This is a genomic window from Paenibacillus sp. FSL K6-2859 (assembly GCF_038008265.1).
Classification (GTDB): domain Bacteria; phylum Bacillota; class Bacilli; order Paenibacillales; family Paenibacillaceae; genus Paenibacillus_AQ; species Paenibacillus_AQ nitricinens.
In genome coordinates this window covers 2,769,209-2,790,644 of record NZ_JBBOYU010000001.1, presented here as the reverse complement: position 1 = coordinate 2,790,644, position 21,436 = coordinate 2,769,209, and the positions used below count along the sequence as shown (strand labels likewise).

General features: G+C 44.4%; 19 protein-coding genes. 9 read left to right on the top strand and 10 right to left on the bottom strand.

Annotated features, from left to right (window positions below; all coding sequences use genetic code 11):
• Positions 1-26 precede the first annotated feature (26 nt).
• On the top strand, positions 27-704 hold the full coding sequence (locus MHB64_RS12180; protein WP_094871364.1) for a DUF1796 family putative cysteine peptidase: 678 nt from the start codon (positions 27-29) through the stop codon (positions 702-704).
• A gap of 37 nt (positions 705-741) precedes the next feature.
• On the opposite strand, the gene MHB64_RS12175 is transcribed toward MHB64_RS12180, so the two are convergent.
• The gene (locus MHB64_RS12175) at positions 742-1,056 is read right to left on the bottom strand and encodes a hypothetical protein (protein ID WP_341134510.1); all 315 of its coding nucleotides are present in this window, start codon (positions 1,054-1,056) and stop codon (positions 742-744) included.
• 276 nt (positions 1,057-1,332) lie between these two features.
• Entirely contained in the window at positions 1,333-2,229 is an 897-nt protein-coding gene (locus MHB64_RS12170; RefSeq protein WP_094871361.1) for an SDR family oxidoreductase, read from the bottom strand.
• Positions 2,230-2,776: 547 nt separating this feature from the next.
• On the opposite strand from MHB64_RS12170, the gene MHB64_RS12165 reads away from it, so the two are divergent.
• Entirely contained in the window at positions 2,777-2,968 is a 192-nt protein-coding gene (locus tag MHB64_RS12165; RefSeq protein ID WP_341134509.1) for a DUF6199 family natural product biosynthesis protein, read from the top strand.
• Position 2,969: 1 nt separating this feature from the next.
• Here MHB64_RS12165 and MHB64_RS12160 read toward each other — a convergent pair whose 3' ends face one another.
• Positions 2,970-4,565, bottom strand: a complete 1,596-nt coding sequence (locus tag MHB64_RS12160) for a helix-turn-helix domain-containing protein (protein WP_341134508.1) — start codon at positions 4,563-4,565, stop codon at positions 2,970-2,972.
• Positions 4,566-4,680: 115 nt separating this feature from the next.
• The gene (locus tag MHB64_RS12155) at positions 4,681-5,700 is read right to left on the bottom strand and encodes an ABC transporter substrate-binding protein (protein WP_341134507.1); all 1,020 of its coding nucleotides are present in this window, start codon (positions 5,698-5,700) and stop codon (positions 4,681-4,683) included.
• 232 nt (positions 5,701-5,932) lie between these two features.
• Between MHB64_RS12155 and MHB64_RS12150 the strand changes: the two genes are divergently transcribed.
• Both MHB64_RS12150 and MHB64_RS12145 read left to right on the top strand, forming a co-directional pair.
• Complete coding sequence (locus MHB64_RS12150; protein WP_341134506.1) at positions 5,933-6,988, top strand: LacI family DNA-binding transcriptional regulator; 1,056 nt, start codon at positions 5,933-5,935, stop codon at positions 6,986-6,988.
• A 188-nt stretch (positions 6,989-7,176) separates the two neighbouring features.
• Complete coding sequence (locus MHB64_RS12145; RefSeq protein ID WP_341134505.1) at positions 7,177-9,612, top strand: GH36-type glycosyl hydrolase domain-containing protein; 2,436 nt, start codon at positions 7,177-7,179, stop codon at positions 9,610-9,612.
• Between the two features lie 101 nt (positions 9,613-9,713).
• On the opposite strand, the gene MHB64_RS12140 is transcribed toward MHB64_RS12145, so the two are convergent.
• Positions 9,714-10,022 (bottom strand): hypothetical protein, encoded by a 309-nt coding sequence (locus tag MHB64_RS12140; protein WP_094871350.1) that lies wholly within the window; start codon positions 10,020-10,022, stop codon positions 9,714-9,716.
• A gap of 286 nt (positions 10,023-10,308) precedes the next feature.
• A complete protein-coding gene (locus MHB64_RS12135; protein WP_341134504.1) occupies positions 10,309-12,273 on the bottom strand; it encodes a glycoside hydrolase family 127 protein in 1,965 nt (654 codons plus the stop codon).
• Positions 12,274-12,406: 133 nt separating this feature from the next.
• Between MHB64_RS12135 and MHB64_RS12130 the strand changes: the two genes are divergently transcribed.
• The 5 genes from MHB64_RS12130 (at position 12,407) to MHB64_RS12110 (ending at position 16,917) form a co-directional block, all read left to right on the top strand.
• Positions 12,407-13,273, top strand: coding sequence for a helix-turn-helix transcriptional regulator (locus tag MHB64_RS12130; protein WP_341134503.1), 867 nt, complete (start codon positions 12,407-12,409; stop codon positions 13,271-13,273).
• Between the two features lie 347 nt (positions 13,274-13,620).
• Positions 13,621-14,229 carry a YitT family protein gene (locus MHB64_RS12125; protein WP_094871412.1) on the top strand — a complete coding sequence of 203 codons (609 nt, stop codon included), beginning with the start codon at positions 13,621-13,623 and terminating at the stop codon, positions 14,227-14,229.
• An 80-nt stretch (positions 14,230-14,309) separates the two neighbouring features.
• A complete protein-coding gene (locus tag MHB64_RS12120; protein WP_341134502.1) occupies positions 14,310-15,572 on the top strand; it encodes a DNA polymerase IV in 1,263 nt (420 codons plus the stop codon).
• Between the two features lie 127 nt (positions 15,573-15,699).
• Positions 15,700-16,464, top strand: coding sequence for a threonine/serine exporter family protein (locus tag MHB64_RS12115; protein WP_042187254.1), 765 nt, complete (start codon positions 15,700-15,702; stop codon positions 16,462-16,464).
• Between the two features lie 27 nt (positions 16,465-16,491).
• On the top strand, positions 16,492-16,917 hold the full coding sequence (locus tag MHB64_RS12110) for a threonine/serine exporter family protein (RefSeq protein ID WP_094871344.1): 426 nt from the start codon (positions 16,492-16,494) through the stop codon (positions 16,915-16,917).
• 89 nt (positions 16,918-17,006) lie between these two features.
• Here MHB64_RS12110 and MHB64_RS12105 read toward each other — a convergent pair whose 3' ends face one another.
• The 4 genes from MHB64_RS12105 to MHB64_RS12090 form a co-directional block, all read right to left on the bottom strand.
• Positions 17,007-17,900: a DegV family protein gene (locus MHB64_RS12105; protein WP_094871411.1), complete on the bottom strand. Its 894-nt coding sequence runs from the start codon at positions 17,898-17,900 to the stop codon at positions 17,007-17,009.
• A gap of 521 nt (positions 17,901-18,421) precedes the next feature.
• A complete protein-coding gene (locus MHB64_RS12100; RefSeq protein WP_341134501.1) occupies positions 18,422-18,883 on the bottom strand; it encodes a DIP1984 family protein in 462 nt (153 codons plus the stop codon).
• Positions 18,880-19,410, bottom strand: a complete 531-nt coding sequence (locus tag MHB64_RS12095) for a GNAT family N-acetyltransferase (RefSeq protein WP_256989874.1) — start codon at positions 19,408-19,410, stop codon at positions 18,880-18,882. The genes MHB64_RS12100 and MHB64_RS12095 overlap by 4 nt, the downstream gene beginning before the upstream one ends.
• A gap of 2 nt (positions 19,411-19,412) precedes the next feature.
• Positions 19,413-21,431 (bottom strand): Na+/H+ antiporter, encoded by a 2,019-nt coding sequence (locus MHB64_RS12090; RefSeq protein WP_094871340.1) that lies wholly within the window; start codon positions 21,429-21,431, stop codon positions 19,413-19,415.
• Positions 21,432-21,436 lie beyond the last annotated feature (5 nt).

Here is a 21,436-nt window from a genome sequence, read left to right as displayed (position 1 = left end):
GAATCTGATTGAAATTAGGTGAGTCCATGAACTTACAAGATGTAAAAAAGAGCTATGATTTAATTGTAAGCTTAGGTATGTCTTGTGCTCCTGCTATAAATATGCAAAGAAATAACCTGAGAACATTCTCCATGCCTCTCGACTGGATGATTTCTTATTCATTAACTGATGTAAACAGACTTTATAAAAATAGATTTCAGAATTTCATGGAGTTAACAAATCTGCAAATGCTCGAGGAGACACATTTTTTTCTAGAGGATGGCGTACCTGCTTATCCTAATGGGAACAAAAATGCTTTAGTGAAATCATATTTTATTCAGGATACCTTTTATAACATTATCTCGGTACATGATTTTCCAATCACCTTGGGTAAGCATTGGTCTACGACCTATCCATCTTATAAAGCAAAGCTGGATCTACGAATTAAGAGATTTTGGGACAAATTACTATGCAGTAAAAAAATTCTATTCATTAGATGGTTCGCCACATACGAACAGGCTGTAGAGCTACAAGCGATTTTGTCTGATATATTAAAGCCGAACGAATTCACTGTCCTTATCCTTTATCCCGTTCGTGAATTAACATCAGTACGAGAAATCCATTGGAATATTAATCATATTTGTGTGTTAGAATTTCCTGATGATATGAACGATTATGCTAGCTGGGATTATATTTTGAAAGATATACAAGTAACGAGCGATTAATTTATCTCTTATTAAAAAATGACCCTCTCATGGGTCATTAATGTTGACGGCTTCGGTCCATCAAATGATTAATCATTTCTTGCGCAGCAAAAACATATGGGTTCAGATATAACCTACTGATACTTACAAATATAGCAATAGGGTTACTGACTCCAAAATCACTTTGGCTCCAAAGTGATTTTGGATTTATAAGTTCAGGCTCTGCAAGATCATACTTTTCCATCAGCCTTTCCTTTGTTCCACTATCCATTACAGCTCCGTTTTCTTTATCCGCAAAAACTGCTCCTGATGAAAAACACGCCATGATCATTACAAAGGAAATGATGAGTATTGCTATTTTCTTTTTACGCATAATACAGCTCCTAATTCTTTCTATGTTCTATACTAAACTCTAAACCTTATACCAACTCAAATATTTCTCGGGTAATCGCAGGAAATCTATGTATTCGACAATCTTGATCATATGTAGATAATATTCTATGCATTAAATGGAATAAATAGGTTCAAAATCTATAATACACCTTACTCCATATAAAAACAAAAGCACCCCACAGCTAAAATTAGTAGGGTACTTTGTATTTGTATGATTCGCTGATATTTTACTATATCCATATTCGGCAGAGTATTTTTATGGGGTTGGAGTTCCTCCGTTGGCATTTAGCGTTTCGCCACTGATATAGCTTGATTCCTGGCTAGCAAGAAATACATATGCCGGAGCCATCTCTGCAGGCTGTCCCGGACGACCTAGTGGTGTGTTCGCACCGAACTCCTTCAGCACCTCTTCCGGTTGTCCACCCACCACTTGAAGAGGTGTCCATACAGGACCTGGAGCCACTACATTAACTCGAATCCCCTTATCAGCGACTTGCTGGGCGAGAGATTTACTGAATGTATTGATAGCAGCCTTGGTCGTCGCGTAGTCCAATAGAATCGGCGAGGGGTTATAGGCTTGGATGGAAGAAGTGTTGATGATGGTGCTGCCTGGTTGCATATGCTTCACTGCCGCTTTGCACAGCCAGAACATGGCATACACATTCGTCTTAAAGGTATCGTCAAAATGCTTGGTAGTAAGATCAGCAATATCGGGGACGAATTGCTGCTTGCCCGCGATATTGGCTAAAATATCAATTCCTCCTAGCTGCTTAACCGCAGTATCGACGAGCTGTTCACAGTATTCCTCATCTTTTAGATCACCTGGAATGGCGATTGCGGTACGTCCTGCTTCCTGCACCAGCTTGAGAACCTCTTTAGCATCTTCTTCTTCCTCCGGCATGTAGGATAAAACAATATCTGCGCCTTCACGAGCAAAAGCAATCGCAACGGCACGACCTATCCCGCTGTCCGCCCCTGTAACAATCGCTTTTCGACCTGTCAGACGTCCGGTGCCTTGATAGGTATCTTCACCTGTATCAGGTACGGGATTCATCTTCTTCTGGAGCCCCGGCTCTTGTTGCTGCTGTTGAAATTCAGGTCCTGCCTTGATGTACTGAGTGGTAGGATCTTGCATCGTATATTGGTTAGACATCGATCAATTCCTCCTTTATTTTTAGAAAACCATTTTTATTTAACGAACTCTTTGTTATGTAAACACAACAGTACACCGCTAAACATACCTCATCGATAGCACAGTCCTGAATATTTCCACAAAAATACCCCAACAACCTGATAAGGTGCTAGGGTATCTCATACTCTAAGTATCATTGATCATTTAATGGCCTTAAATTTCCTCAGACCTGTCTGGAACCGACTCATAACGAGTACGTATTTCATGATTTTTAGCGTAGATATATAAATCTAAAGCCACTATTCCTCTACGTGTCAATTTTACAAGCAGGACGAAAAAGTAGATTCCCAAGCCAATGGATATCATCCAAATTAAAAAGAACAAAACACCTACTCCCCCTCCGAAAAAAAGACCTGTGTGTTCCATACGATTTATCCGCTCCTTAGGAAATTCCATTTTTTATCAGTCTATATTACATAAGATTAAATAAATATATGGAAACTCACACATGAATCGGGACACCCTCCACACAGTTTCGCGTATACATTACATAAAGGAGTGATAAATCATGGGCTTTTTTATTTTCCTCTTTGTTCTGTTAGCGCTACTTAACATCTTGTTCCCACGATTCGGATGGTACATGAGATACGGTTGGATGATCAAAGGCGACGTTGAGCCGAGTGAGGCTTATTTATTAATGACCCGCGTCAGCAGTATAGTGGCACTTATTGTCCTCTTTTTTATCTGGTCTAGCTTCTGACTTATCCTAACGCTCTTAATACATCCTCAATCTTGCGCTGATGCGACAATACGCCGTAATTCATCCAGGCCATAAAATCCACCTCATATACGCAACCGTTACGCACAGCAGGCAAGCTGCACCAGAGTTGTGTATCCAGCAGTTCCCGTCCTCCCCCTTCAAGCTGATCAAAGGTAATAAACAAATGGTCCGCCGTCAGATTGGCAAGCTCTTCTTTTGTCAGGTTCACCCGATTCTTTCCACGGGTCAACTTCCGAACCAAGCTGTGGGGCTGCAAGCCCAAATCATGATGAAGCACGCTACCTGTATACCCCAAATGCTCACATCCATAGAGAGTGATTCCGTAGACTGAGATTCTTAAACAAGCGATGGTCTGACTATGGACGGAACGGGTAAGCAGCTGCTTGGCTTGCTGTGCCCGATGCTCATAATTGCCAATCACTTCCTGGACACGCTCCGTTCTGCCAAAGACCGCTGCTGCAGAATATAATGTGGCACGCCAATCCTCTTGATGAACAGGCAGCTTGAACAACGGAGCGATCCGGCTGCACTCCTCCAGATGCCAGCGATGAAAGCCATTATCCAGCAAGATCAATTCGGGCGTATACCGGGAGAGCTCCTGCCAATTACGAGTCGAAATATCTACCGCAGGCACATCATGGAGAGCCAGGTACTCTTGCTTCCCCCACTCAGCGTGAGAATATTGCGCCACAGGAGTAATATCTAGAGCCAGCAGATAATCTTCCAAAAAAGGAGCGAACACCCTCATTCCATCCTGATGGAAGCTTCTGTATTGGCCGGGCGTAACACCAACCGATCTTTTAAAACGCCGATTAAAATAATACTCATTGCTGTACCCGACGGATAACGCGATTTCATGTAAGCGGTCATTCGTGAGCAGCAACTGCTGCTGCGCCCTTTCGATACGAAGCCCGTTCAAATGCTCCAAGGGAATCCGCCCTGTCACTTCTTTAAAGGTTTGTGTGTAGCGCGCACGTGTAATGCCTGCAACTTCAGCCAGTTGATCGACGGTTACAGCTTGATTATAATGTTCCTCCATATAGTGAATGGAACGCTGGATTGCCTCATGATCACCTGTGATCTGAACGACAGAGGAATTTGCACGCATGATTAACAGCAGCAGCTCCTGAAAGCGCGTATGGCCTGCGAACCATTCGATCTCATCTGTGCTTCTACGGCTATTGTAGATAGCCTCTAGCAATAATTTACATTGTGAAAAGGGTCTACAGCTTAACAACCCAGATCGAAGGATGTCCTCTTTAGTCCTTCTTTCTATTTCACTCTGCCTGTTTTCCCCGGTTTCGATGATTTCAAAAGTAAGCCGATAAAAGCTAAGCCCCCGCTCCTCGGCATTGATTTTGCTTAATAACCCAGGTTCGAACAAGAACCCAGTACCTTTTTCCAGTGGAAACTGCCTCGACTCAGCCTCAACGTACCCCTGTCCTTCCGATACAATGAGTAGCGTATGATCCTGAAATACTTCACTCTGTCCGCTTACTGACAGGGATTGGGTCTCTATATTTATCAAGCTATAGAATAGCTTCCTTCTATTGCTGTCTTGCAAATCTTTTGCCATTCTTCCGCCCCCAATTGAGAATCATTTTCATTCACTTCAGTGTAAAACAAAAAAGAAGGTCTATCAAGGGTGCTGATAGACCTTCTTTTTGCTATTCCTTCAAGGCGGCTGCCGTTTATTTCACCATAGCTTCCAGCAGTTCATCAAGCTTCATCGAATTGGCTGTGATGGCACCAGTCTGCCAATGGGAACGTTCCATTCTATAAACATTCCCGTTCTTCACTGCGGGCAGGCTCTTCCACAGCGGCCCATCAAGAATTTGGATCGCTTCCTGATTCCCTTCAGTATCCCAGCCCCCGTTGTCAGGGAATACGATGATATGATCCGCTTCGAGCTGAGGAATAAGCTCTTCGGAAATAATAGATTGATATTCGGTCATTTCTGCAGCCATAGGCACGGGTGTCAGGCCAAATTGAGAATAAATCACACCGATAAAACGGTTTTTAACACCGAACAAAGCAAAGGTCTTATCCGCTACGTTGAGCCGGATCACTGCTACTTTTTCTTGCCCCAGAGCTTGTTGCAGTTTAGCTTTTCCATCTGCCACTTTCTGATCATACTCGGCGAGTACAGTCTCAGCCTTCTCCGGAATACCGAGCGCATCTGCAATCGCTGTAAGCACTTGTCTTGAGTCCTGCAGCGCCGCCTCAGGGAGACGATACGTTGGTGCTATCTTGGAATATTGTTCATACCTCGCCGCATCCGCGCCTCCGTCCGCAATAATCAAGTCAGGGTCTTTCTCCAATAACGCTTCCAAGCTTCCGGTAATATCAAATTCTGGCACATCAAGATTTAAGTAATCCTGTTTGCCCCAGCTTGGATGATACCACTGAACCACCGGGGTAATCCCCAATGCCTTCAAATAATCTTCAAGGTAAATCCCGGCCACCCGTTTAGGGTTGACTGGAATCTCAACATCTCCGAATTCCCCTGTAATCGTCCGAGTTGCAACCTCTTCCGAAGCATTTGCACTTCCTTCGCTCGGTGTGCTGCTAGCTGAGGTTGATTCCTCTGCATTCTCTGTTTTAGCAACATTATCTTTCGTAGTATTGCTATTCGTTCCGCATGCCGCCAGCGCGGTCAATGCCATAATAAGTACTGCTGACCATAAAAACTTCCGACCCCATCTTACCATTATCCCTTCACTCCAATGCTATATTTTCATTGATTATCATTCTCAATAATCATTATCACAATAGTAGCATGACTTTTATAGCTTTCAATGCACTTTCTCCGCAAAAATCTTATACAAACTATTAACTAGTTTCTTCCCTTCCTCACAAATTTCTTTTTATTTACGATTGATTTATACCATGCTTTCGCTTACAATAAACTCATAAACGCGCGTTTATGAAAAGAGGGGAAACATGCGCAGCGAAGACATAGCTAAGTTGGCCGGGGTTTCCCGAAGTACGGTATCCCGCGTGATCAACAATTATTCTAACGTCCCTGAAGAGACCCGGGCCAAAGTGCTGCGGGTGATTGAGCAACATCAGTACGAACCGAACAGCTTTGCAAGGGCTTTAGCCGGTAAGAAGACCGATACGATCGGACTCTTCGCCATCAGTATGAACGAGAAGGAGAATACTACCCGAATTTATCAAAACAATTACTTTGCTCCATTCGTTGATGCCGTAGTCGACACCTCGAATGCCCGCGGATGTTATGTACTGATTCATACGGTGTACTCTCCCGACGATTTCATCAAGGTAAAGCAAGCTTTTCTCCAAAAACGGATTGACGGCGGTATCATTGTCGGCACTCAAAAGGATATTAATATCGTCCGAGAAATGGTAGGGCTCGACTCTCCTCTCGTATTAATTGATTATGATATTTCTGAGATTATGTCGGAGCATCTGGACCGCAATCATCTGGCCATTGTGAACTCCAAAGATTACGAGGGCACCACAGAAGCAATTGAATATTTGATCTCTCAGGGTCATCAAGAGATTGGCATCATCTGTGGGCAAATGAATACGTACTCTGGACGAGAGCGTTATACGGCTTATGAAGATACGCTGAAGAAACATGGCCTGCCTGTAAATGAGAGATTTATTCTGAAAGGTGATTTTCTGAAAGAGACTGCTTATGAAGAGGTCAAGAAGCTTCTTGCTTCTGGAGAATCTTTGCCAACGGCCTTCTTCTCCTCCAACGATGATATGGCTATATCAGCGATGGAAGCGTTCTCCGAGCACGGAATCATTATCCCTGAGGATATCTCCATTGCCGGATTTGATGACATTCAGCTAGCATCCCGTATCCAGCCTAAGCTGACCTCTGTACGCTTGCCGATCTATGAAATGTCTAAGGCTGCAGTTGAAAAAGTAATCGAGCTGTGTGATTCACAGCAACCTACGTTCAGCACGATCAGCTTTCCAGCTCGTTTAGTGGAGAGAGATTCCTGTCAACCGCCGAAGAAATAGCTTAGGATCAATTCTTCACTGAAGAAATCTACATATTTTTTCGTGAAGCTGCTATGATTCGGTACCGATGATTGAAGTTACTGTTTAATTATCCTGCTTGAAGCCAATGAAAAAAACTCCCTTCCCTCGAGGGAATTTTTTCTGAAACTTATAAACGCGCGTTCACAATCGAAAGGAGACTTTCTCACATGAAATTCGGTACCTTTGACGACACTCGTAAAGAGTATGTAATTAACACACCTAAAACCCCTTACCCTTGGATTAACTATCTTGGTAATGAGCAATTTTTCGGACTTATTTCTAATACAGCTGGTGGTTACACCTTTTATAGAGACGCTCGTCTCAGAAGATTGACCCGCTACCGTTACAACAATATCCCACTGGATACTGGCGGCCGCTACTACTATCTTTATGACGATGGTGATTTCTGGACCCCAGGCTGGATGCCCGTAAAACGCGATCTCGACTTCTACGAATGCCGTCACGGTCTTGGTTACACTTCCATTACTGGCGAACGGAACGGAATTTCTGTGAACCAGCTTGCTTTTGTACCTATGGGTCATAATGCTGAAGTTCATCGTCTTGTCGTGAAGAACACTGGCTCCGCTAAAAAGTCCGTGAAACTGTTCTCTTTTGCCGAATTCTGTCTCTGGAATGCACAAGATGATATGACCAACTTCCAACGCAATCTCAGCACTGGTGAGGTTGAAGTGAAGGATTCCGTTATCTATCACAAAACAGAATATCGTGAGCGCAGAAATCACTATGCTTTTTACTCCGTAAATAAAGAAATCGCTGGTTTCGATACGGATCGTGAAGCTTTCGTAGGGATGTACAACGGTCTGGAAAGCCCGCAAGCTGTAGTTGCAGGTGAACCTACTAACTCCGTAGCTAGCGGCTGGTCCCCTATCGGATCACATGCACTGAACATTACGCTTGAACCAGGCGAAGAACAAAGCTTCATCTTTGTGCTCGGCTACATCGAGAACCCTGAAGAAGATAAATGGGAATCCCTGAACGTAATCAACAAAAAACCAGCAGAAGCTATGATCGCGCAATTTGCTACAGATGCTCAAGTAGACGCTGCACTCGCTGCACTTGCTGCTCACTGGGATAATCTGCTGTCTAAGTATCAAATCCAAAGCGGCGACGAGAAACTGGATCGCATGGTTAACATCTGGAATCCATATCAATGTATGGTTACCTTCAACATGTCCCGTTCGGCTTCCTACTTTGAGTCTGGTATTGGCCGTGGTATGGGCTTCCGCGACTCCAACCAAGACTTGCTCGGATTTGTGCACCAAATCCCTGAACGTGCTAAAGAACGTATTCTTGATATTGCAGCTACTCAATTTGAAGATGGCAGTGCCTATCACCAATACCAACCGCTCACTAAAAAAGGTAACAACGAAGTCGGCACCGGCTTTAACGATGATCCGCTTTGGTTGATCCTAGGAACGGCTGCTTACATTAAAGAAACTGGCGACACTTCGATTCTTGATGAGCAGGTTCCTTTTGACAGCGATCCGGATAACACCGCTACTCTGTTTGAGCACTTGAAACGTTCCTTTGAGCATGTAACTAACAATCTCGGACCTCACGGCTTGCCACTGATCGGGCGCGCAGACTGGAACGACTGCTTGAACCTCAACTGCTTCTCTACTGAGCCGGGTGAATCTTTCCAAACTACTGCCAACATCGAAGGCCGCGTTGCGGAATCCGTATTTATCGCAGGCTTGTTCGTCTTCGTTGGACCGGACTATACTGAAATCTGCCGGATGCGCGGACTTAACGATGTAGCTGTGGATGCTGAAGCTAAGATTGACAACATGCGTGAAATCACACTGACGCACGGCTTCGATGGCGATTGGTTCCTGCGCGCTTATGATCACTATGGCGACAAGATTGGTTCCAAAGAAAACGAAGAAGGTAAAATCTTCATCGAACCACAAGGGATCTGTGTTATGGCTGGTATCGGTGTGGAAGATGGCCAAGCCGAAAAAGCGCTGTCTTCTGTTCAAGAGCATTTGGATACTAAATACGGTATCGTATTGCAACAGCCACCCTATTCCAAGTACTATCTGAACCTCGGTGAAATTTCTACGTACCCTCCGGGCTACAAAGAAAATGCCGGTATTTTCTGCCACAATAACCCTTGGATCATGATCGCTGAAACTGTCCTTGGACATGGCGACAGAGCGTTTGAAATTTACGCAAAAATTGCTCCTGCTTACCTGGAGGATATCAGCGAAATTCACCGCACAGAGCCTTATGTCTACTCCCAAATGATCGCAGGGAAAGATGCCGTTCGTCACGGGGAAGCTAAAAACTCCTGGTTGACTGGTACTGCTGCATGGAACTATGTAGCCATCACTCAATCGATCCTTGGTATTCAAGCCGATTTCAATGGTCTGAAGATCGATCCTTGTATTCCTACAGAGTGGGACAGCTTTGAAATCACACGTGTCTTCCGTGGAGATACTTACGTGATTCAAATCCAGAACCCGAACCATGTCTCCAAAGGTGTAGCTAGTCTTACCCTGGATGGCGTAGCTGTAGAAGGTAACATCATCGCTCCTGTTGGAGATGGCGCTGTTCACCAAGTAGTTGTACAACTGGGTTAATGCTTTTATTTAAAAAATCCGCTCAACCGTTCGTTTGAACGATTAAGCGGATCTAAACTAAACACTAGATGACTCCTGAGCTCTTCAGGGGTCATCTTTTTTTACCCTTCCACAACATCTGCTCTTAACTCACTCGCAACCTCAAGCATTCTCGGGATTACAGCTTCATTGCTGCCAGACACGTAAATATCCCCTTGATAATGTCTAAATGGGATTGTAGCATCACCAAAGCTCCACATAAAGAAATCTCCTTCAATGGTCATCGTAGTGGCGCCTGCTACTGTAAAAACGGATGTATAGGTGAAATCAGGTTTGGACGCGAAATACTGCTTGCACTCTTCTAAAGATATCGTTTGTGCCGAATCTCCATCATTCTGCATAGCTCTCGTAATTCGATAACGTTTGCTCATTGTGATGCCTCCAATATGTTCTGTAAAATAATCAACTACCTTGTCCCGATCAAATATAGCATACAATAAAGCTTACAATAAAGCGTAAATTCCAGCTATCCGAAACCATCCGATATGGCGAAAAAACCTGCAAAAGTACATTATTCTAGGATGAACATGCGCAGGGGGCGTAACGTGTCTACCTACCTCTTCATCAAAAAAAGGGACAGGCTGTAAAATACGGCCGCCCCGATCAGTGAATACTGTTAAACAGTAACCAGTCTCGCTATCTTTGCCTACCTATCTCTTACAGATTATCTTCCGGAATCCATACCTTCATTTCGCCACTGCCACGATTTCCCCATAAGTAATATGGAATAGCCTTAACCTTAACAGGTTGAAGGGGTGCTTTCTTTCTGCTGTAAAGTCCACCACTCCAGCCCTCTTGATCTACACGTAGTCCATCTGCCTCGACAACAACAGTACCACCAAGCAAAGTGTCATCAAAAACCGCAGTGAGTTTACTGTCTTCTATTAAAGAAATAGAGCTTAAAGGCTCACCATTATCGATACTTTCAAGGCAATACACAAGCGGTCCGCGTTGAATCGTTACTTTTTGTGCATCTGCACGCAAATTGGGATGAGCGTAAATGCGATGTGCCTCCATTGGGTCATTCACTTCGATTATGTCTCCTGCTCTCCACATTCTCCGAATAACGAGGTATCCCTGCTCCATGTTCTCAGCAGTATTCAGCGCTTCCCCATTGACTCTGATCTCCATTCCCAGACTCCACGATGGAATCCGCAAAGCAATCCCGAACTCCGCATCTACTTCAGGATTAATCTTCATTGACACTGTGCCTACCCATGGATAGTTGCTCTCTTGATGAATCGTAACATCCGTTCCACTCAGCTTAGTGTTTAGCTCACTTCCAATATACAAATTCGTATAAAGTGTATCGCCATGAACCGTGTAAATATATTGATTGAGCGAAGTCAGTAGACGTGCCACATTCGGAGGGCAGCAGGCGCAGCCAAACCAGCCTTGACGCTCAGACTTCACATGATGTTTCTCGGGGTTGCAACTGCATGCCTGAGGCCACACTTCCAGTGGGTTCACATAAAAATAGTGCTTGCCATCCTGTGCCATCGAGCCCAACACATTGTTGTAAAGCGCCCGCTCCATGACATCGGCATAACGTGCATCCGGTGACATTCTCAGCATACGCTGTGCAAAAAAGATCAGCCCAATAGAAGCACAAGTCTCTGCGTACACCGAATCGTTTGGCAGATCATAATCAAAGGTGAACGCCTCACCTCTATGTGTAGAGCCGATCCCGCCTGTAATGTACATTTGCTTGTTCGTAATGTTATTCCACAGTCTCTCGCATGCTTCACGGAGTGATTCATCTCCCGTAATAGCGGCAAGATCAGCCATAGCAGTATACATATAAACCGCACGTACAGCATGGCCTACAGCCACCTCCTGCTCTCTTACTGGAAGATGACTCTGGTAATATTTCAAATCAAGAACTTCCTTCCGACCTGTGAAAAAATTGATGCCACCCAAATTATCCCATTGTTCCTTTAAGAAATTGGGTTGTTGACCCCGCTCATTAATAAAAAAGCTGCTGAGCTTCAAATATCGTTCCTCACCTGTCAATTGATACAGCTTAACGAGCGCGAGTTCAATCTCCTGATGGCCATCATATCCCCGCAATTTGCCTTCTTCCGGTCCAAATATAGAATCGATATGATCGACCATCCGGCACATGATGTCGAGCAGTTTTCTTTTGCCAGTAGCTTCATAGTAAGAAACGGCAGCCTCAATGAAATGTCCAGCACAGTACAGCTCATGACAATCGTTCAGATTGGTCCAGCGTTTACCCGGTTCTTTTATCGTAAAATAAGTATTTAAGTATCCATCTTCCTGCTGGGCCTCGCCAATGAGGTCAATCACTTCATCCGCTTGACACTCTAGCTCAGGATCACGTGTGATGCTTAAGGAATAACCAACGGCCTCCAGCCACTTAGCCACATCACTATCTTGAAATACCCAGCCGTAAAACTCGCCTGTCTTCCGGCCCGCAGCAATCTCAAAATTAGCAATGGCATGACTGGGTTCAGCTCCTGGTGCTCTATCATGCAATGCTTCATATTGATAGGGGATAACAACGTCCTGGACCAGCCTAATGTATCTGCCCCAGAAATCATCTTGAATGGTAACAGTTTGATCTTTTACAACTTCTTGATCTTGTATATTTTTGTTCATCATCATCTTCCCCTCAGCCTTATTTCATACTCGCTAATTGTAATTATAGGGGGTAGAATAGATTAAAAATACAATCAGAAGCAACCCCTTTTTTGTACTATTTCACACTTTAGAAAGGAGGGATAATTACAAAATGGACCCTTCATGTATACATTTCGCTGCGCCGCCATTTCCTTATTTTCTAGAATGCAATCGCACGGTTTATCAACCAGGAGATCAGCATCCTAGTAGAAGCCATATTGGGGTATTTGATCTACTTATTGTAGAACAAGGCTGTCTATTTATCGGTGAAGAACATAATCAATGGGAGGTTTCCGCGGGACATACTCTACTTCTGCTACCTGATCGCTATCATTATTCCGTTAAGGCATGCGAAGAGACCACTTCATTCATATGGATTCATTTTCATACCCTCGCAGTTTGGTCCATTTCTGAGGGTGAACCCGTGTATATTAACCGTGAGACACATTTTCGGCAGTTTCTTACTCATCCGTATACCATTCGAGTGTCACAGTTCGGCCCCCTCCCTGACCCTTTTGAACGGAGCGGACAAGCCGAGATGCTATTACAGCTGTCTACGGGTCGGCGTTCCAGCGCAGTTTGGCAGCAGCAACGGATATTTGAAGAAATGCTGCGGATGATGGATCTAGCACAGCATGATACATCAGAAAGTCATGCGGTGGAAATCGCAGAGCAGACAGAGACTTATATCCGTAATCATTATACGGAGCCTCTCTCCAATGCCTCACTCGCGGACGCACTGCATTTTCACTATAACTACCTTACCCGCTGCATGAAACGAGTATATGGGCTGACTCCAATGGAATATTTGACGGATTACCGCTTGGTGCAAGCCAAGCTATTGCTTCTTAAGACAGAGCTCTCTATAGCCGGAATCGCAGAACGTACCGGCTTCGAGAGCGCCGCCTACTTCTCGCGTCGATTTGCTCAGCAGATTGGAATTTCTCCGCTTCGCTTCCGTAAGCGTTACTCCCGTTAAAAACACAGCCGCATGTCTCAAATTATTGGAAATGTGCGGCTTGTGTTTCATGAGATGCGTTTGCTAATGTGATTGGACAACACTCCGCTTGCTCACGCTTACCTATAACTCAATGTAGATCACTTTGCTCGATCCTCCGAATGTATAAGTAGCTTGATTAAAATGAAATTAACTACGGTGGTCCGATGAGTTGGCTAAGCGTAAACGGACAATCGCTACGTAAGGAAGGATGTTGTTGTTTGTTTGGTTTGATGGTTTGGAAGCCGGATTCATAATCAGGTTTTTTTGTTCAACTGCAATTTTTTGGAAGTGACAAGCATATTTATAGACATGCCTTTAATGTGGAGATGTTAAATATGCGGCCATTAAGATACCTTATCATTCTTTTAGGAAGCTTACTCGTTGCTGCGGGAACTAATTTTTTTCTCGTACCATATAAAATCCTGGATGGGGGAATAATAGGGATAGCCCTCATTATTAATTATTTATCCGACGCTAAAATTGGCGTAGCTATAATTCTCTGCAGCTTCCCTATCTTTCTGCTCGCTTGGTTAAAGGAACGCGATATCTTTTACAACAGTGTACTCGGCCTATTGATTTCATCCTTTCTGATCGAGCTTCTCGGTCCTTTCCAATATCACTTTCTGTATTATTTTGAGTTTGGTTCCATTTCTAGCGCCATTATTGGCGGTTTTTTGATGGGAACGGGACTTGGGATTATGCTGCGGTTTAAAGCAAGTACGGGTGGCACCGATCTGCTCGCACAATTTATAAAAAGGTATGTCCCGCTAAATCTTGGACTCATCATTTTTTTGACGGACTTCATTATTATCGGGGCTGGAGGTATTCTGATTTCCAAGGAAACCTTCTTCCACTCCATCCTCACGATTATCTCTGGGGGTGTGGCTACAGGTCTGTGCACCCTTGAAACTAAAAATAAATGGAAGAAAATATGAATATACACGATCATATGTTCGTATTATAATAATGAGATAAAATATAAGGTACCTCTACCTCACCTGGAGCGTGTGAACCTATGAATAAAGAGCGTGTCGTTATGCTATCTGATTGTCAAAGCTTCTATGCCTCCGTAGAAAAAGCCTCTAATCCGCTGTACAGCAATAAGCCGCTGATCGTTGCTGGAGACCCAGCTAGACGGAGCGGTATTGTGCTGGCTGCCTGCCCTATAGCCAAATCCTATGGCATTACTACCGCCGAGACGTTGAAGGAAGCGCTGGCAAAATGCCCCGAAGTCATCGTGGTCAGACCACATATGCAGCAATATATCGATGTCTCCTCTCAAATCACAGATATTCTACGTAAGTTTAGCGACCAGGTAGAGCCCTATTCTATCGATGAACAGTTTATTGATGTCAGCGGTAGCCTCAGCTTATTTGGCAGTCCAAGGGAAATCGCTGCCGCCATTCAGGATCTAATTCGTAGAAACACAGGTGTGCGTGCGCGCATCGGCATAGGATATTCCAAGGTTACCGCCAAAATGGCTTGCGACCTGTGGGCCAAGAAGAACGCGGATGGTATATTCACCCTCGCTCACGAGGAGCTTTCGAATATGCTCTGGCCCCTCCCTATTAGCGAGCTGTTCATGGTAGGTCGCCGTATGTCCGCCCACTTCCAGAGTATGGGTATTTCAACCATTGGCCATTTAGCGCAGATGCCGCTAAGCGAGCTAAAATGGCGCATGCGGGAGAAATTCCACAAAAAATGCGATATCGACGCCGAGCTATATTGGCGGATAGCCAATGGCATCGATGACAGCCCTGTGAGCCCAAGCACCTATGAAGTCGCACCCAAAAGTGTCGGGCACCAAATGACGCTTCCACGGGATTACAATAAGCTGCAAGATATTAAGACCATCATTCTTGAGCTATCTGAGCTTGTATGTAGACGTTGCCGCAAATTGAAAATGCATGGTGCAGTCGTGTCTATTGGCTGCCAAGGTGCCAGCTTTGATGACCCAATAGGCTTCTCAAGACAGACTACAATGAGCGATCCTACAAATGCCACCCTGCTGGTATATGAGGCAGCTCTTTCTCTCTTCAAACTCCACTGGGACGGTCAGCCTGTGCGTAGAATCCACTTAAGCCTGTCCAGTCTATCTGACGAAAGCCAGTACCAGCTGACCCTATTTGAGTCTCGCCCTCGCTATCGAGAACTCGAACGTGCGACCGATGCCCTCAAGAATAAATACGGGGAGACGATTATTGGGCGAGCAGCTTCTTTTACAGATACCGGGCAGCTTAAGGACAGATCTGGAAAGATCGGCGGACACTATAAATAAAAACTATATTAAAATACACACCATATCGTTTATAATGCTATATTGGGATTGTTATTTTCACGTAGATGAAGCGACAATCGAAATATGTAAACATAGATAATTACATTCCAGAGGAGGACCGGAGAAGTTGGATAGCACGAGCAACACTAACACTACGTATTATGAAATCGTTGATCTCTGTCTTCTTGCTGGCAAGATCATGCTGCAGAATGGTGCAGAAACATCCAGAGTGGAAGATACGATGACACGAATGGCAGGATCTCTCGGGTTCCCAGGAGCACATAGCTATGTGACGCCAACCGTTATTATGTTCACCACAAATAGAATAGAACCTGTTAAGTTATACAGAATTGCGGAGCGGACAACAGATCTGCAGAAGGTATCGGAGGTCAATGACATTTCTCGGCGTCTAAGCGAACGTCAGATTACAGCTGAGGAAGCTCGTGCAAAATTAGGAGAAGTCGATGAAGCCTCACCTGTCTATCCCGTATGGCTGCAGATCTTAGCAGCCGCTCTTACTGGTGCTTGCTTCACCGTTATGTTTAAAGGCAGTTTGTGGGATGCTCTCCCCGCCTTGCCGATTTCCGGACTAGGCTTCGCTGCGGTCATCTATTTGCATCGTTTAGTGCAGACTAAATTCTTTGCAGAGTTTTCTGCTTCCTTCCTGATCGGACTTCTAGCCTTCTGTTCTGTAAAGCTGGGGATAGGTCAAGAGATGGACAAAATCATTATCGGCTCCGTTATGCCTCTAGTACCCGGGCTACTCATTACCAATGCCGTTCGTGATCTGATGGCCGGCCATCTGGTCTCAGGCATATCTAAGGGAGCCGATGCCTTTCTAACTGCATTTGCGATCGGTACAGGTATCGGGCTTGTACTATCACTATTTTAATATCCATGTGAAAGAGGTTAGCCCTTCATGATTTTGCAACTTATAACCAGTTTTATCGCCGCGGCAACCTTCTGTATTCTATTTAATGCGCCTAAGCGCTCACTACTACAGTGTGGTTTTGCCGGAATGGTGGGCTGGATGGTGTATGTGCTTCTTAATGTAGATTTCGGGCCTGTCGTTGCTACGTTTGCAGCTAGTGTAATAGTGGGCATCGTCAGCCAATTTTTCGCGCGATCCTTCAAAATGCCGGTTATTATTTTTAGTGTAGGTGGTATTATCCCGCTTGTTCCGGGTGGTCTCGCTTACGATGCTATGCGTAAATTTGTGGAAGAGGACTATACCCTGGCTGTAGAAATCGCTGTTCGGGCATTAATGCTCTCTGGAGCCATTGCAGCTGGACTCGTACTAAGTGATGTAATTGGACAAATGTTCCGTCGTCGTGCGATCAAATAACAGCATACTTCTTCAAAAAAAAGAAATCGCCTGTTGGTACAATGGTGGTCACCCATCCATCTCCCAAGGAGCGATTTCTTTGTTCATCTCTATGCAAATACTGCTTCAGGGAAGGCTAAAGGCGCACTCGGATGAATACTATTGATGCTAGTGTTCTTGATCCAGGACAGCCCTACAGTACCCTCACCCGCATGAACAGCCACAGCAGGAATATAGGTCATAATCTCAGTTCGTAAGTCAGGCGCCATTGCTTTTATGTCCTCTTCTAGCTTGAGTGCCATCTCTAAATTATTAGAATGCATGATACATACATCACTAACAAGCCCTACATCCTGTTTAAATATCTCCAAAAGCGCCTGTTGCGTCTTCTTCATTGTACGGATTTTCTCCACAACAACGACCTTTCCTTCGTCAAAACGAAGCAGCAAGTTTATGCGCAGCAATTGGCTAAGTACAAATTGTGTTCCAGAAACACGTCCACTGCGATGAAGCTGTGTCAAGCTTGCAGGAATTAAGTAAAAGGACATATTCTCAATAATATTTTCAATCTTCGCTTTAATTTCTAATCCAGTAAAGCCCTTCTTCTGCCAATGTATACCGCGCATGATCATTTCCCGGATCGGATAAGCGCCAACCTTGGCATCAATTCCAATCACATTGGCCTCCGCTATTTCGGCGCCTTGCATCGAAGCATTGTAGGTGCCGCTAAGCTCTGACGATAGATGTACAGCGATAATTTCATCGTATTCTTCCTTCAGCCGTTCATATAGCTCAATAAACTCACCGATTGGAGGCTGTGAGCTGCCTACCTTTTCATGCTGGCGCATTTTCTCATAGAAGTCATCAATCGTAATATCTATATTTTCTTTATAACATTCGTTGTTGATAATAATCCGTAACGGAATAATATATACATGATTATTCTTAGCGAACTCCGGATCTATGATACTTGTACTGTCGGTTACCCAGGCAATTGATTTCATGGTCATTTGTCACTTCTCTCTCTCATAAAAAGGAATAGTAGAATGAATGAGGAGACAAGGGCCAAAAATTTCAGACCATTGAATCACACGCTCACCCTGAATAATCAACTTAAGAATTGAACAGCGGTTAAGGACTCCGCGTATTCGTAAATTATACAGGATAACAAGTGTGAATATAGGCAAAACAGGCCGTTCATGCAAATTTTAATCCATTTAATTCAACATTATTCGACATTTTTTCACATTATATATGACGAATATACCTATCCTAATAGCGCCACTTCATGTTATGAAAAAGCTAAACCACAGCAAAAATATCCCCGTCCCCTCCCTCACCGTTCTTCCATAAATCAACGCGCGGTAGTTACATTAATAGGTACACTTTACATTTGTAACAGTACGGGGCTAAATTATAATTTGGTCAGATATGGCCCGGCATCTGTCGATGGTCCAACTTTCCCTGTTGGCGGGCTGCGTTCACCTTTATGAAGATCAGTTACCTTCTGCTGTGGTAAATCTTTTTACGGTGTTGTCAAGGATACCGTCCAGTTCTTCTCCTGAATCTTAAAATCCAACTCGCGGTAAGCTTTGGACAGCTCATCCATCTGCTTCTGAATTTGAGCGACATCCACCGTTCTCTGAAAACGAACCTCCGTGCGGCTGTAACGATCCTGAGTAATAGAAGCCTGTTCGAGCAAATCGCTAAACAGCTTCCGTAGCTGTAACATTTTGTCCCGTTCCGCTAGCGCATCGGCGATACTCCAAATCTCATTGAAGGCTACGGATGAATTCGTTCGATTGATCGCTCGGATCAGAATTGTCTGTTCATTCACAGCTCTTTCTATCTCCTGCAAAAGAACTTCAGGTTGTTCAGCCGGCTCCTCACCCTCTTGAACTTTAACGACTCGCTCCAGCCGCTGCTTTAGCTGCGCGATTTTACGGGTTAGATCACTTCGATTCACTAACGCTTCCGCAAGTTTCATATCTGGATTCCCCCTAAAATTTTTTGATAGCTGGCGATATCCAGCCTCCGGCCAAATTTAGAGCCAATCTCCTTAAAGTAAGCACATTGTTCATATCCATTTTTCAGAAAAAGTTGGCAACTGCGCTCATTCTCTGAGCATACAGTAGCCACTAACACATGAAAATCCATCTCGACAGCCTTTTTTTCAATAAAGCGTAAGGCATGCCCTCCTATTCTTTTACCCACACAAGCTGGTTTCAAATACACACTGATCTCCCCAGAGCTATCATAAGCCGGTTTACTCTTATGTCTAGCAATCAGCACATAACCCTGAATGATATTATCCCAGGATAAAATCACGTACGATTTGAATCGCGGATCATCATTCATTACGGATTGACGCATTTCGTCCAAACTTAAGGGCTCCGTGTGAAACGATACCGTGGTGTTCAGCACATAGTAGTTATAAATATCAAGGACATCCGCCAAATGCTCTTCCCGAATTTCAGTGAATAACAAGCTTTCTCCCACTACTTTGTTCAACACAGCTAATCCTCCCAAATCGATGTCTCTAAATGATCTACGAACTTGCGTAATTTACCGGCTAGCTTGCGGTTAATGGTTCCATCCTGATACATCTGCTGCACCTTATCCCGCTGCTCTTGAATGGCTTTTAGCTTCATTTCAAGCTTTTGATCATCAACCAGACCATCCTTTGTCCAGCCTTTCCCTTGCTCAAGACGAGAAATTAGCTGCTCATAACTGCTGGCAACCTTCTCGGCTGCACTTCGGTTGTTCTCGTTCTTACTGACATCAATAGCAGCTATAGCAGCATGGGCCATGGCAATTTTCGCTTCTTTAGCACACTCAGTCCGTTCCAGCATTTGTTGACTAGCTTCCCCTTCATTCTGTCCTGAGAACATTCCCGCAAACAGCCGTCTAATCTCGGTAATCGATATTCTAATTTGTGAATTTAGACTTCTGGCTAAAAAGACCTCACTATGATCCAAGAATTCTCCCAGCTTCTGAGCCACTGAGGCGGGAATCTCATTGTTCTCCAGCAATCGGTTCAGTTCTTTACGTTCAGCTTGCAGACCTACAATCCTCGCTTCAACACCCAGTCGGCGGAAGTCCTCAAGTACTGGATCATTCGCTTGGTCCTCACGGTTTAGACTATAAACCTTTTCTCTAAATTCACTCAAAGCCGGTTGTGCGGATTCCTTACTTTCTTCTGTCATCATACTTTGCAGCATGGTTAAACCGGCAGCAATAACTTTAGACTTGGCCGCCTGCTCGGCTCCTGTCTCACCTGATTCGGCAACTGGCTCTTCTTTACCTGCTAGGATTGGCAAAAAGATACTGGCGATCAGAAGCGACATTAGAATAACACCTGCGGCGATAAAGATGATTAAGTCACGCTCAGGAAATGGCGATCCATCCCCAAGAAAAAAGGGAATCGAGAATGCACCTGCTAAGGTAACCGCTCCACGCACTCCTGAAATCGTGAGGATTACTAGTGACTTAACAGACGATTCCTCCATTTTTCGCATGCGAGATCCTACTAAAGAGAACACGTACACCCATACAAACCGTAGTACAAACAGCAGCACAGTAATGGCTAATACATAACCTACAACTATAAGATTATCCACGGCCGTATCACGGTAGATCACTTCAATAACGTCTGGAATAGATAATCCAAGAATAAGGAAGACCAGACCATTCAATATATAGAGCAGAACAGACCATGTACTAGCAGATACCAGTTGTAGCTTATACTGCGGAGATACGGCACGGTCCTTCTCAACCGCATGAATAATCCCTCCTGCAACCACTGCCAAAATGCCAGATACCCCTATCTCTTCACTGATCAAATAAATAATAAAAGGAGTTAGGATTTGCAGCAGCACATGCACTGTGATATCCTCCATCCCCAATCTGCGAATAATTACGCTTAGCCGAATCAGAAGAAAAGCCAATAATGCCCCAACGATCAACCCGCCTACAGCTATAACTACAAAGCTAATGGAGGCTTTTGGTAAAGAAAACAAACCCGTAACTGCTGCAGCAATGGCAAAGTTAAAGGCAACAAGTCCGGAGGCATCATTCATTAATGATTCGCCCTCTAGAATGCGATGAATACTCTTAGGAAGATGCACCCTTCCAGCGATTGCGCTGACCGCGACCGCATCTGTAGGTGATAAGATCGCTGCCAGCGCAAATGCAGCTGCTAGCGGTATCGTTGGAATCATCCAGTTTATCGAATATCCAGCAATAAGCACCGTAGCAAAAACCAATCCCAGCGCTAGCATTAATATCGGACCCCGTAAGTTCCATAATTCATTTCTTGGTGTCCGTTTCCCATCATTGAACAAAAGCGGAGCAATGAATAATACGAAAAACAGCTCTGGTTCCAAGGTCATATGTATTCCCAAAGGCATTAACACAACCATTACTCCCAGACCAATTTGAATTAACGGTATTGGCACAAAGGGAATGAATCGGTTTATGATGTTCGATATTGCGATAAGCCCCAGTAGGACGAGTACAACTAGAAATGTCTCCAAACCAC